Origin of the sequence: Psychroserpens sp. XS_ASV72 (genome assembly GCF_041224425.1) — a bacterium.
Taxonomy (GTDB): domain Bacteria; phylum Bacteroidota; class Bacteroidia; order Flavobacteriales; family Flavobacteriaceae; genus Psychroserpens.
The window spans coordinates 120278-133197 of the sequence record NZ_JBGFGL010000075.1; the positions used below are offsets into that span (position 1 = coordinate 120278).

At 35.9% G+C, this 12920-nt stretch carries 13 protein-coding genes; 5 read left to right on the top strand and 8 right to left on the bottom strand.

The features are described from left to right. Positions 1-31 precede the first annotated feature (31 nt). Positions 32-1426, top strand: a complete 1395-nt coding sequence (locus AB9K26_RS06095; protein ID WP_369971652.1) for an exopolysaccharide biosynthesis polyprenyl glycosylphosphotransferase — start codon at positions 32-34, stop codon at positions 1424-1426. On the opposite strand, the gene lnt is transcribed toward AB9K26_RS06095, so the two are convergent. Further along, positions 1427-3025 carry an apolipoprotein N-acyltransferase gene (gene lnt / locus AB9K26_RS06100; RefSeq protein WP_369971653.1) on the bottom strand — a complete coding sequence of 533 codons (1599 nt, stop codon included), beginning with the start codon at positions 3023-3025 and terminating at the stop codon, positions 1427-1429. Further along, positions 3025-4095 (bottom strand): PorV/PorQ family protein, encoded by a 1071-nt coding sequence (locus AB9K26_RS06105; protein ID WP_369971654.1) that lies wholly within the window; start codon positions 4093-4095, stop codon positions 3025-3027. Before AB9K26_RS06105 ends, lnt begins: the two co-directional genes overlap by 1 nt. Positions 4096-4218: 123 nt before the next feature. Between AB9K26_RS06105 and AB9K26_RS06110 the strand changes: the two genes are divergently transcribed. Both AB9K26_RS06110 and AB9K26_RS06115 read left to right on the top strand, forming a co-directional pair. Then, positions 4219-4971: a phosphatidylcholine/phosphatidylserine synthase gene (locus tag AB9K26_RS06110; protein WP_369971655.1), complete on the top strand. Its 753-nt coding sequence runs from the start codon at positions 4219-4221 to the stop codon at positions 4969-4971. Between the two features lie 9 nt (positions 4972-4980). Further along, positions 4981-5808, top strand: coding sequence for a TerC family protein (locus AB9K26_RS06115; RefSeq protein WP_369971656.1), 828 nt, complete (start codon positions 4981-4983; stop codon positions 5806-5808). Here the strand turns inward: AB9K26_RS06115 and lptB are convergent, their stop codons facing one another. The 4 genes from lptB to AB9K26_RS06135 form a co-directional block, all read right to left on the bottom strand. Beyond that, on the bottom strand, positions 5809-6552 hold the full coding sequence (lptB, locus tag AB9K26_RS06120) for an LPS export ABC transporter ATP-binding protein (RefSeq protein ID WP_369971657.1): 744 nt from the start codon (positions 6550-6552) through the stop codon (positions 5809-5811). A gap of 61 nt (positions 6553-6613) precedes the next feature. Then, entirely contained in the window at positions 6614-6961 is a 348-nt protein-coding gene (locus AB9K26_RS06125) for a carboxymuconolactone decarboxylase family protein (protein WP_369971658.1), read from the bottom strand. Positions 6962-6973: 12 nt separating this feature from the next. Beyond that, positions 6974-7804: a twin-arginine translocase subunit TatC gene (gene tatC, locus AB9K26_RS06130; protein WP_369971659.1), complete on the bottom strand. Its 831-nt coding sequence runs from the start codon at positions 7802-7804 to the stop codon at positions 6974-6976. Then, positions 7804-8769, bottom strand: a complete 966-nt coding sequence (locus AB9K26_RS06135; protein ID WP_369971660.1) for an SIS domain-containing protein — start codon at positions 8767-8769, stop codon at positions 7804-7806. Before AB9K26_RS06135 ends, tatC begins: the two co-directional genes overlap by 1 nt. 86 nt (positions 8770-8855) lie before the next feature. Here AB9K26_RS06135 and recQ point away from each other — a divergent pair, with 86 nt between their 5' ends. Then, entirely contained in the window at positions 8856-11057 is a 2202-nt protein-coding gene (gene recQ, locus AB9K26_RS06140; RefSeq protein WP_369971661.1) for a DNA helicase RecQ, read from the top strand. On the opposite strand, the gene AB9K26_RS06145 is transcribed toward recQ, so the two are convergent. Further along, on the bottom strand, positions 11035-11505 hold the full coding sequence (locus AB9K26_RS06145) for a hypothetical protein (RefSeq protein WP_369971662.1): 471 nt from the start codon (positions 11503-11505) through the stop codon (positions 11035-11037). The two genes, recQ and AB9K26_RS06145, sit on opposite strands and share 23 nt — an antisense overlap. 133 nt (positions 11506-11638) lie before the next feature. Here AB9K26_RS06145 and AB9K26_RS06150 point away from each other — a divergent pair, with 133 nt between their 5' ends. Next, positions 11639-12571 carry a peptidylprolyl isomerase gene (locus AB9K26_RS06150; protein ID WP_369971663.1) on the top strand — a complete coding sequence of 311 codons (933 nt, stop codon included), beginning with the start codon at positions 11639-11641 and terminating at the stop codon, positions 12569-12571. Positions 12572-12622: 51 nt separating this feature from the next. Here the strand turns inward: AB9K26_RS06150 and AB9K26_RS06155 are convergent, their stop codons facing one another. After that, positions 12623-12919, bottom strand: coding sequence for a DUF721 domain-containing protein (locus AB9K26_RS06155; protein ID WP_369971664.1), 297 nt, complete (start codon positions 12917-12919; stop codon positions 12623-12625). Position 12920: the final 1 nt, after the last annotated feature.

Consider the following 12920-nt stretch of genomic DNA (forward strand, 5'->3'; position numbering starts at 1 on the left):
AAGTTTTTATCTTTAACGTTTATTTTGGTAAATGGATAAGAAAAAGGACATACATTTCGAAATCTCTGAGCGAAAAGTGCTACTGAGGATTTTTGACCTCCTTTTTATCTTTGTCGGACTCTATGTCTTAGAACTTACCTTAGATTTTGATTACTTAACTGTCAATAGAGATAATGGTGTTGCCTTATTTGTTTTGGGTCTTTACATCATGGTTTTTGGGACAATCTTTGAAATTTACGATCTTCAGAAGTCCAATAAATTAGATATTACATTCAGAAATATTGTTATTACAGCATCAACAACAGTTCTGTTTTATTTACTAACCCCTTTTTTCACCCCTTTTTTACCAGAGAACAGATTACAGATCGTATATTTTTATGTCGCAATTATCGTCATGTTGTTTTTATGGCGATTGGCTTACACAACATTCATCGTTTCACCACGCTTTTATAAAAAAGTGCTTTTGGTTGGAGAGATTTCAAATATTGAAAACATCGTCAAACCTTTACGTGAAACAGATCCTAACTACAAGATTATTGGTTTTATAAACTGTGAAAAGGAAGCAGAAGACCCAATAAAATTTAAAGGGCTCAAGGAATTTCAACCAGAAGAGCTCATGGATGTTATTCAAAAGCATAAGATTTCTGAAATATTAGTGGCTACTTACGATTCTGAAACCATTACACCAGAAATTTATCATGACTTGATCAATCTTTTAGAACATGGTTTCACCATACGGGAATACACCCAAGTTTATGAAGAGATTACCTATCGCGTACCAATCCAATTTGTAGGTAAGGATTTTTATAAGTATTTCCCGTTCAGCCGAAGCAATCAAAATACATTATATCTTTTTTTCCATAGATTGTTTGATATTTTATTCTCAATTTTAGGTTTAGTTTTGGGAAGTTTACTCTTGCCATTAATTCTTATAGGTAATCTTTTAGGAAATAGAGGACCACTATTCTATATGCAAGAGCGCGTTGGAAAAAACGGTAATGTTTTCAATATTGTTAAACTTCGCAGTATGGTTGTCGATGCTGAAACAGATGGTGCTAAATGGGCTCAGAAAAATGATGCAAGGGTAACTACTTTTGGTAAATTTTTACGTCGATCACGTTTTGATGAATTCCCACAGTTTTTTAATGTTTTAAAAGGTGATATGAGTATCATTGGCCCAAGACCTGAACGGCCTTTTTTTGTTAATGAGCTTTCAAGAATCATCCCTTTCTACGAAACAAGGCATATTATAAAACCTGGTCTTACTGGTTGGGCTCAAGTTAAAACAAGATATGGATCCTCGGTTGATGATAGTTTGACTAAATTACAATACGATTTGTACTATATCAAGCACCGAAGTATTTTCCTGGATTTTAATATTATCGTAAAAACCTTGAGTACCATTCTGTATTATAGAGGACAGTAATTACAATACTTGTCGTTTCTTTCTGAAAAACCCTATGAGAAACACAAAGAGCATGATAAAAATGCTAATACGTGCTATGTAATCACCTGCTAAAACATAAAAGGTCTTGTAGTCATTAGTAACCACTTGACCTGCTAGAGCACCCTTTTTACCATAACCCAAACGGGTCGTAATATCTCCTCTTGCATTGATAATTGCAGAGATACCTGTATTGGCACTTCTTGCAATATCACGTCTGGTTTCAATAGCTCGCAATCGCGCTAGGCTTAAGTGCTGTTTGTGGCCTTGAGATTCATTCCACCAGGCGTCATTGGTTATAATCGACAAGAAGTTTGCTCCATTTCTGATATATCCAGTAACAAACTCACCATAAACAGATTCATAACAGATGACAGGTCCTGTTTTAAACTTGCCGTTAGATGCAGTAAATACACCTCTAGAATCCTGAGTGGTTTTCATCGCTACTGTTCCACCAAGATCAATCATAGCATCACCAATGATAGGTTTAAGGATATTTTGGTAAGGAAAGTTCTCAATGCCTACAACTAATTTAGACTTATTGTATTGCGCAATAGAATCAGAAGTGTTGATGAAAATAGCCGAGTTATAATCGTCATACCATGTATTGGGTCTAAACTTATACGTGTTGGTTTCCTTGCGGATTCTATTTTTATCATTAAAAAAATCGATAAATGAGATACCTGTCAATATGTTAACCTGAGGATGTTTTGAAACATAGCGTTCCAAACGGTTTCTCAATAATGAATTGTCAAACCTACTTAAATGAGTACTCTCGGCAAAGAACGTTTCAGGCGTCATTATAAGGTCTGTTGAATCCGTTATTTTTGAATCCGAAAGTTCAACAAACAATTCCTCAAACTTTAAATTGCTCATTTGATATTTTTCAGAATACGGATCTATATTGGGTTGTAGAGCAATGATATTGATGGTTTCGCCTTCATGACTATAATTCACATACATAATTGAAGACAGTATAATTGGAATTCCAATCATTAAAGCGAGTTTTATGACCATGGATTTTATAACCGATTTCGACTTCGAGCTTAAGTAATTCAAAACACCTTTAAAGACTAATACATTTACAAGTAATATCCATAAAGTACCTCCAAAGGTTCCCGTATATTCATACCATTGAATCCATGTGATATGCTCGGAGAACCCATTTCCTAAATTTAGCCAAGGCCAAGAGAATTCCCAATTCAAATGAAGTTTTTCAAAGCTGATCCATAACGCCACTAAAAACAGAAGCGCACGATTTGTTGAAATCCGTTTGGCATATTTATGATAGATGAGGAACAATAGAGCCATCAAGGCTGAATTCACAAAAACCGCAAAAGCAGCTCCGAAAACACTAGCGTAAACCAACCAGCTGGTTGTTATAAGATTCCAAAGTACAAAGGTTAGATAAGCTAATCCGAACACCTTAAGTCCTTTCCGTTTGGTTTCAGATTGTCTGATGTTTTGTTCAGCAATCAGTAATGGTACAAAGGCAAAAAAGAGGAGTAGTGGAAATCCGTAGGTTGGCCAACCCAATGCGAATAAAAGTCCTGAACTTATGGCGAGTAGTATCCGATTCACTATCTAAAGATACTAAAATCGAGTTTCAACGAAAATACATTGCTGTATAATGCCACACTTTGATCGCCAATATCAGTAAAAGCATAATCCAACTGAATGCCTTTATATTTAAATCCCAACCCTAAACTTGGTTGGAAGGTCAGACTTTCAGAATTATCCAATTGAAGTTCATTTTGGAAGTTTCCCATGCCTGCTCTCAAAAAGACCAAATCCGTATAACCAAATTCAAAGCCTAAAGCTGGATTGATACTTGCAAAAGAGGTTGAAATAATATCGTTGTTTTCTTCAAAACGAACATTTAAATCAAAGGAAGCCAACAAGGAATAATCATAGTGAAAGATGAATTTTTTAGACATTCCGATTTGTAATTTAGGAATGGTTAACTCGGTTTTTTCAGGAACCGTTTGGTTTTGTCCATCGATCGCGTTCTGGATATCTTCAAGTTTATCTTCATCAAATGACCAAGCGTTAAAGGTTGTGGTGATGTCTCTTGCCATGATTCCAAATTTCCAATCATTTTTTGATTCAAACTGAATTCCAGCATCCAAACCAAAGCCCCAAGAATTGGCAAAATCACCAATAATTCTTCGAACTACTTTGGCGTTAACTCCATAGCTTAATCCAGGAATAGGTAAGTTTCTTGCATAAGAAAACGTTAGCGCATAGTCTGCTGTAGAAAACAAACTCACACGATCGTAATTGATGTTCCCTTGGTCGTCTATCAATTGTGTAGTGTCTAAAATGTCATCAACACCAAAACGAATCAGTGACACAGCAATGGCACTTCGATCGTCTAGCGGTTTTGCAAAGGCGATGTAATTGTAGTTGGCAATATTGGCAAAGTAGCTCGAGTGTAAGGCAGCAAGTTGGTTGTCCTCCAAATGCACTAACCCAGCAGGATTCCAGTAACCAGAGTTTACATCAGCAGTATGGGAAACCACAGCATTGCTCATTCCAAGAGCCGCAGCGTCAACACCAATATTTAAAAACTCATTAGAGTATTTTCGGGTGGTTTGCGCAGAAGCTATCAGTGTTACCAATGATAGAATAAGGAATGCGTAATTCTTCAATAGCAAAATTTTTTACAAAGATGCATAATATTTTCAATCTATTAAACTATAAAATAAAACAGATATTGCCTTTGTTTTGTTTAAGTCGTAAATAGTTTGCTATTTTTACATAAATCTTAATACATGCCATTAAAACGGTACATTCCTAATTTCATTACGCTTCTTAATTTATTCTGTGGAAGCATTGCTGTGCTCTTTGCAGTCAACAATAATTTTGTAGGTGCTGCAACCTTTGTTTTTTTAGGTGTTTTCTTTGATTTTTTTGACGGTTTTGCCGCTCGAAAACTCAATGTTCAAAGTGAGTTGGGTGTGCAATTGGATTCTTTGGCAGATTTGGTCACTAGCGGATTGGTTCCTGGAATAGTGATGTTTAAATTGATTGCGATGAGCTTGGAAGTTCCACAGTTTGAGCAAGGAGAACATTGGAGTGTTTTGATGAATTGGCAAGGACTGCAAATTGCGCCTTTATCTTTAATAGGCTTATGTATCACTTTGGCATCAGCATATCGTTTGGCTAAATTCAATATAGATGATGAACAACAAACCTATTTTAAAGGTTTGCCAACACCTGCCAACGCGTTATTGATTTTGTCATTGCCTTTAATTGTAGAATTTCAAAATAATATGGCTTTCAATGCCTTGATTTTCAATCCGTGGATCTTGATTGGAATCACTCTCTTAAGCTGTTATTTATTGAATTCAAAAATAAAATTGTTGGCCTTGAAGTTCAAGAATTTCAATTTTTCTGAAAATAAATTTAGGTATGCCTTAATTGCTTTAAGCATCGTCTTTATAATCGTATTTCATTTTATCGCCATACCACTCATCATTCTTGTTTATATATTACTGTCTTTAATTAACAACACTACGAACTAAATTATCGCTATGTTAGAAGTTATTTTTACCTTATTAATGCTCGTGCTACTACAAGCTGTATTGGGCTTTGACAATTTATTGTACATTTCTTTGGAATCTAAAAAAGCTCCTGAAACAGATCAAAAACGGGTAAGAAAAGTTGGGATTCTTATAGCTATTGTTTTAAGGATTGTTCTCCTTTTTGTCTTAGTGTCGGTTATTGATTACTTTCAAGAACCCTTTTCTTTTTTGACAGGAACAATTGAGAACGTTCTTGATTTTGCTTTCAACGGTCACAGTATAATTGTGTTGGCTGGAGGCGCATTTATAATTTACACAGCATTGAAGGAAATTTGGCACATGATAGCAAAGCATGATTTGAGTGAAGATATTGATGCCAACGGAAATGGGAAAAAGTCTTCAAATGCAGTAATCGTAAGCATTGTTTTAATGAACTTGGTCTTTTCCTTTGATTCTATTCTTGCAGCAATTGGTTTAACAAATGAAATTGAAAATTCAACAACAGCCTTTATTGTTATGGCAATAGCTATTGTATTGAGTGGTATATTAATGCTCGTTCTTGCTGATCGAATTTCAGTGTTTTTAGCTAAAAACAGAATGTATGAGGTGTTAGGATTGTTTATCCTTTTTATAGTTGGTATTATGTTGGTTACTGAAGGAGGTCATTTAGCACACTTGAAAATCTTTGGAAATGAAATTGTACCAATGAGTAAAACCACGTTTTATTTTGTCATCGCAATACTAGTGGTTACAGATATTGTCCAAAGTCGATACCAAAAGAAATTGCTTGCTGAAAAAGCTCAAAATATGGCTGACAAAGGAAATGTAAAAGAATAATTAAAAGTGTAGTTTCTTTTTACGTAACTCAAAATTCTGACCTAAATACACTTTGCGTACCATCTCGTCACTGGCAAGCTCTTCAGGTTTACCAGCTTTGAGTATGCTGCCTTCAAACATTAAGTAAGTTCTGTCGGTTATTGCTAAGGTTTCTTGTACGTTGTGATCAGTGATTAGAATGCCGATATTTTTCTTGGTGAGTTTGGCAATGATACGTTGAATGTCTTCAACAGCAACTGGGTCAACTCCAGCAAATGGTTCATCAAGAAGAATGAAGTCAGGATCGGTTGCCAAAGCTCTTGCTATTTCAGTTCTTCGACGCTCACCTCCTGAGAGTAAATCACCTCTATTGGTTCTGATGTGTCCCAAACCAAACTCCTCAATAAGAGATTCCATTTTATCGTGTTGCTCTTTCTTGCTTAGCTTAGTCATTTGCAAGACACTCAAAATATTGTCTTCGATACTAAGCTTCCTAAATACTGAAGCTTCTTGAGCCAAGTAGCCAATTCCATTTTGGGCACGTTTATACATTGGGAAGGCTGTGATTTCAGTGCTGTCGAGGTAGATATTACCACCATTAGGTTTAATAATGCCAACAATCATGTAGAAGGACGTTGTTTTTCCAGCACCATTTGGTCCCAATAAACCAACAATTTCACCTTGCTTCACTTCCAAAGACACATCCTTTACAACTTTTCTTCCGCTGTAGGACTTCATTAAATTATCGGCTCTAAGTACTTTCATATCATTGAATAAAAGCTAAAATAGGAAAATCTAAAATTCCTAATAACTCTTTATTAAAAGTTTAACGGTCTTGTTCCAGTGCATCCCAATACTCATAAGCTCTTCTCAAATGAGGAATTACGATAGTGCCACCAACCAAAGTTGCAATACTCATGGCTTCTACAACTTCTTCCTTGCTCAACCCTTCATTGTAACTAGATTCTAAATGGTATTTCACGCAGTCATCACAACGCAAAACCATAGATGCTACCAAACCTAAGAGTTCTTTGGTTTTCTTATCCAGAGCTCCTTCAGCAAAGGCATTTGTGTCAAGGTTGAAAATACGCTTGATAATTTTATTGTTGTCAGCCATAATGGCATCGTTCATTTTAGAACGGTATGAGTTAAATTCAGAAATAATATCAGACATTGAAAAGGTATTTTAAGCACTTGCTCTTTTTTGTTTTCGAGCTTGATTTTTAACAACGATTTTTGAAATATAAATACTGATTTGATATAAGATTAAAATAGGTATCGCTACAATAATTTGGCTGGCAATGTCAGGAGGTGTAATGATTGCTGAAAGCGTCAAGACGATGACCAAGGCAAATTTTCTGTACTTTTTCAGAACCTGAGGTGTTACCAAACCAATTTTTGTAAAAAAATATATGATGATTGGAAGCTCAAATACCAATCCAGACGCCAAGCACGACGATCTTACCATGGCAATATAGGAACTGATGTCAAATTCATTTGATATTTCCGGACTGATACTGTAATTGGCTAAAAAGTTTATAGAAAGCGGAGTTACGATGTAATAGCCAAACAAGACACCTAGAAAAAACAAAAAGGAAGTCGTGAAAATAAAACCCTTTGAATACTTGCGTTCACTCGCATGCAAACCAGGACTTATAAAACTCCATAATTGATATATCACATACGGAAAAGCCAAAACCAATCCTGCGTAAATAGAGGTCCATATATCAGCAGAAAATTGTCCTGCAACGGTTCTACTTTGGATTTTAAACGGAAACTCAGTAGCGCAAAAAGTGGTATCATTAATCCCAATAAACTGAGACGCTTTACATAACCATTTATAGGTTGGAAAATCCATGCGTTTAGGCGCAAATACGATATGTTCAAAAACGAATCCGCTAAAAATAAATGCAATGGTAGCACATATTAAAATGCCTAAGGTCACTCGTATCAAATGCCATCTTAAATCCTCAAGATGATCAAGGAATGACATTTCATTTGGGTTTGATTTTGCCATTATAGGATGCCTTCTTTAATTAAATCGTGAATATGGATAACTCCAGCATAAGCGCCATCTTTTTCAACTAATAATTGAGAAATACCATGTTCCTCCATCATTTCCATGGCGTCAATAGCCATAGCATCTTCTTCAATTCGCTTCGGATTTTCACTCATGATATCTTTTGCTGTTAAGTGAATGAAGTCTTCGTTTTTGGTTAACATTCGTCTTAGGTCACCATCAGTAATGATCCCAATAATTTTATCGTTATCAACAACCGCAGTAACACCTAACATTTTTTCTGAAATCTCAACAATGACTTTTTTTGCAGAGGTGTTCAGTTCTACTTTAGGTTTTTCATTTTGGGACGATAAATCATTAACTCTCAAATACAATCGTTTGCCTAAAGCACCTCCTGGATGGTATTTAGCGAAATCTTTACTTGAAAACCCTCGCTTTTCCAAAAGACAAATAGCTAAAGCATCACCCATTACCAATTGAGCCGTTGTACTTGTGGTTGGTGCCAAGTTATTCGGACAAGCTTCTTGTTCAACATACGTGTTTAACACAAAATCACATTGTTGCGCCAAGTAGGATTTGTTGTTGCCAGTAATGGCAATCATTTTGTTGTTGGCATTTTTGATTAAAGGAACCAATACTTTTATTTCTGGAGTATTGCCACTTTTGGAAATACAGATGACCACATCATCTTCCAAAATCAATCCTAAATCACCGTGAATAGCATCAGCAGCATGCATAAATACAGCAGGTGTTCCTGTGGAATTGAGAGTGGCGACAATTTTATTGGCAATAATGGCGCTTTTTCCAATACCTGTTATAACAACCCTACCTTTGGAATTGTAGATCAATTGTACTGTATTGGCAAAATCTTCAGTTAAGAGATGACTTAAATTGGCAATGGCATCTCGTTCTAAATCTATAGTTTTCTTAGCAAGATCTATAATAGATTGCGTACTGTTCAAAATTATATTTTTTTGAGTTTGATGAGTTTAAAGAAATTGTTATCTTTAGTCTTATGCAAATGTATCAAAAATACTAATAGGGATTAATGAGTGTTAAAGAAATTGATATACATTCTGCACTAAAACAATACTTCGGTTTTTCAAAATTTAAAGGACTTCAAGAAAGCGTTATTAAAAGTGTTGTAGAAGGAGAGGATGTATTTGTTATTATGCCAACTGGTGGTGGTAAATCATTGTGTTATCAGTTGCCAGCATTGATTAAGGAAGGTACAGCGATTATTGTTTCTCCCTTAATTGCCTTAATGAAAAATCAAGTTGATGCTATAAAAAGTGTTTCAGATAATGAAGGCGTAGCACATGTGCTAAACTCTTCACTGAATAAATCTGAAGTCAAACAGGTTAAGGAGGATATCAAAAATGGCATCACCAAATTACTTTATGTAGCGCCAGAATCCCTTACCAAGGACGAACATGTTGAGTTTTTAAGAACGGTCACCATTTCATTTATGGCTGTTGATGAAGCGCACTGTATTAGTGAATGGGGACATGACTTTAGACCAGAATACCGTAACCTTAGACATATTATCAAACGCATTGGTGAGAATATTCCAATCATCGGATTGACAGCGACTGCGACTCCAAAGGTACAAGAGGATATCCTGAAAAGCTTAGATATCCCAAACGCTAAGACTTACAAGGCTTCTTTTAACAGGCCTAATCTGTATTATGAGGTCAGACCAAAAACTAAAAATGTCGATGCAGATATCATTCGTTTTATAAAGAAGAACGAAGGAAAGTCAGGAATTGTTTATTGTTTGAGCCGTAAACGTGTTGAAGAATTAGCACAAGTGCTACAAGTCAACGGAATTAAAGCAGTTCCCTATCATGCAGGATTAGATCCTAAGTCGCGAGTCAAGCATCAAGATATGTTTTTAATGGAAGATGTCGATGTTGTTGTTGCAACCATTGCCTTCGGAATGGGAATTGACAAACCAGATGTGCGTTTTGTGATTCATCATGACATGCCTAAAAGCATCGAAAGTTATTACCAAGAAACTGGTCGTGCTGGTCGTGATGGTGGTGAAGGCCACTGTTTGGCTTTTTATGCTTACAAGGACATTGAAAAGCTTGAGAAATTCATGTCTGGAAAACCTGTTGCTGAACAGGAAATTGGACATGCCTTGCTTCAGGAGGTAGTAGCATTTGCTGAAAGTTCGGTGTCAAGACGTAAGTTTATCCTTCATTATTTTGGTGAAGAATTTGATAACGAAACAGGAGAAGGTGGCGACATGGATGATAATGTGCGACATCCAAAAAAACTGCATGAAGCCAAAGACGAGGTTTTGATTCTACTGAAGACCGTTCAAGATACCAACGAAAAATACAAATCTAAAGATTTGGTCAATGTGATCATTGGGTCCTCAAATGCATTGATCACATCCCATAAAACAGATACGCAGCCGTTTTTCGGTGTTGGAAAGGATAAGGACAAACGCTATTGGATGGCTTTAATCCGTCAAGTATTGGTTGCTGGATATTTAAAAAAGGATATTGAAACTTATGGAGTACTTAGGTTATCTGCTGAAGGTAAAAAGTATTTAAAATCTCCAATCTCATTTATGATGTCTGAAGACCATGTATATGATGAAGATTCTGATGACAGCATCATTACAGCTGCTAAAACTAAAGGTGGTGTTGCCGATGAGAAATTGATGGCAATGCTCAAGGATTTGAGAAAACGTAATGCCAAAAAACTTGGAGTGCCTCCTTTTGTAATTTTTCAAGACCCTTCTCTTGAGGATATGGCTCTAAAATATCCAATTACTTTAGATGAACTTAGTAATGTTCATGGTGTTGGAGATGGAAAAGCTAAAAAATATGGTAAAGATTTTGTGGCCTTGATTGAGCGTTATGTCGAAGAGAACGACATCATGCGTCCTGATGATTTTGTAGTAAAAAGTACAGGTTCCAATTCTGCGATTAAACTCTACATTATTCAAAACGTGGATAGAAAACTACCTTTAGATACGATCGCCTCGTCAAAAGGTATGTCTATGCCAGAATTCATTAAGGAAATGGAAGCTATTGTGTTTTCAGGTACAAAATTGAACATCGATTATTGGATTGATGATATTCTAGATGAAGACCAGCAAGAAGAAATCCATGAGTATTTTATGGAATCGGAAACAGACAAAATATCTGAAGCCGTAGAAGAATTCGATGGTGATTACGAAGATGAAGAGTTGCGTTTATATCGTATTAAATTTATGAGTGAAGTCGCCAATTAGTCCATTCTTCTTCATCAATTGACTCATATTTTGAGAATACAATATTTTCTTTTTTACAGTTTAAGACCATTTGCTCTACTGATGTACGATCTATCTTTGAAGCATCCGCTTCATTGATTTGAAAATCAATTTTTGTAATCCATCGTCCTTTTACGTCTGTATGGTCAGATTCCAGTTCAAGCATATCAGATTGTAATTTCAAATCTAGTCGTGGACCTTTGATGTCAATCGAAGCGCCTTGCTTCACTTTTATTTTGAAGCTTCCAACAACAACTGTTTGAAAAAAATAATAACCGCCAAGTTCATTCAAGCCAGCATACAAAACATTAGATTCTGAAATAGCGAAAGGATTATTTTCAATATCCTGAATAATGGCTTCAACTGAATCTGTGTTTTCAATCGGTTGGTCTTTAGTCTTACCTAATAAATTTTGAAGGGAGAATTTCATGTAATTGATTTCAGCAAAACTACTGGATTAGCTATCAACAACAAAATTTTGAATAGTGTTATCCTTTTTGATTCTATGCTTTTTACTCCTAGTTAACTTTGTTATCTTTGCACCTTAATTAAAATTCTACAATATGAAAGATGGTTTATATGCCAAATTCAATACTTCTAAAGGTGCCATTCTAGTCGCTTTAGAATTCGAAAAAACACCAGGAACAGTAGGTAATTTTGTGGCTCTTGCTGAAGGAAATCTTGAGAATTCTGCAAAACCTCAAGGGAAGCCTTATTATGACGGATTGAAATTCCACAGAGTGATTCCTGATTTTATGATTCAAGGTGGTTGTCCGCTTGGAACAGGAACTGGAAATCCTGGTTACAAATTTGATGATGAGTTTCATCCAGATTTGAAACATGATGGACCAGGTGTTTTGTCCATGGCAAATGCTGGACCAGGAACTAATGGTAGCCAGTTTTTCATAACGCATGTTGAAACACCTTGGTTAGACAATAACCATACAGTTTTTGGGAAGGTTACCGAAGGACAAGAAGTCGTTGATGCTATTGCTCAAGGTGATGAGATTGAAAGTGTAGAGATTATTAGAGTTGGTGATGCTGCTGAAAATTTCAACCCTGTTGAAGCATTTCGAGTATTTGAAGGTGCTCGTGAAAAACGTTTAGAAGCTGAACGTGAAGCTGCTAGAGCTGAATTGGATAAATTAGCAGCTGGTTTTGACGAAACGAAAAGCGGATTGCGCTATAAAATCATTCAACAAGGAAATGGTAAAGCTGCGGAAGCTGGTAAACAAGTATCAGTTCACTATAAAGGACAGTTAGCCGATGGAACGGTTTTCGATTCTTCGTACAAACGTAACAAACCAATCGATTTTCAAGTTGGTGTAGGTCAGGTGATTCCTGGTTGGGACGAAGGCATTTGTCTATTGAAAGTAGGCGATAAAGCACGATTGGTAATTCCAAGTGATTTAGGCTATGGTGCAGCAGGTGCAGGAGGTGTCATTCCTCCAAACGCAACACTTGTATTTGATGTAGAACTGATGGATGTGAAATAAATAATACCAAATACCAATAAAATTATAAAGCACCTATTCCAGGTGCTTTTTTTATCTCAAAATTATTTTTTTAATGATCTCTTTTCCAAGGGATTCATTGAGCATTTTAATGATTTTTTCCTTTCCGTAACTTAATTCCTCCCTAAGAACACTAGAACTCAATTGCACATGTAAGGTGTCTTTGTCCAATTGTACATTCGTGGTATAATTATTTACGCCATTTCCCATCATTTCAGCCCAAGCCTCTTTAACATTTACTTTGTCTAATCCCGATTGAAGATTATTAGCATCAACAAATTCCTTAAGTATCTCACTTATAGGTAAGTTGTCATTATGTCGTTTTGCCATA

Bases quoted from the DNA above. Each gene is read 5' to 3' on its own strand.
- AB9K26_RS06115 (WP_369971656.1), top strand. From the start codon at position 4,981: ATGTTAGAAGTTATTTTTACCTTATTAATGCTCGTGCTACTACAAGCT.
- recQ (WP_369971661.1), top strand. From the start codon at position 8,856: ATGAGTGTTAAAGAAATTGATATACATTCTGCACTAAAACAATACTTC.
- AB9K26_RS06155 (WP_369971664.1), bottom strand. From the start codon at position 12,919: ATGGCAAAACGACATAATGACAACTTACCTATAAGTGAGATACTTAAG.
- AB9K26_RS06110 (WP_369971655.1), top strand. From the start codon at position 4,219: ATGCCATTAAAACGGTACATTCCTAATTTCATTACGCTTCTTAATTTA.
- AB9K26_RS06145 (WP_369971662.1), bottom strand. From the start codon at position 11,505: ATGAAATTCTCCCTTCAAAATTTATTAGGTAAGACTAAAGACCAACCG.
- AB9K26_RS06095 (WP_369971652.1), top strand. From the start codon at position 32: ATGGATAAGAAAAAGGACATACATTTCGAAATCTCTGAGCGAAAAGTG.
- lptB (WP_369971657.1), bottom strand. From the start codon at position 6,552: ATGAAAGTACTTAGAGCCGATAATTTAATGAAGTCCTACAGCGGAAGA.
- tatC (WP_369971659.1), bottom strand. From the start codon at position 7,804: ATGGCAAAATCAAACCCAAATGAAATGTCATTCCTTGATCATCTTGAG.
- AB9K26_RS06125 (WP_369971658.1), bottom strand. From the start codon at position 6,961: ATGTCTGATATTATTTCTGAATTTAACTCATACCGTTCTAAAATGAAC.
- AB9K26_RS06150 (WP_369971663.1), top strand. From the start codon at position 11,639: ATGAAAGATGGTTTATATGCCAAATTCAATACTTCTAAAGGTGCCATT.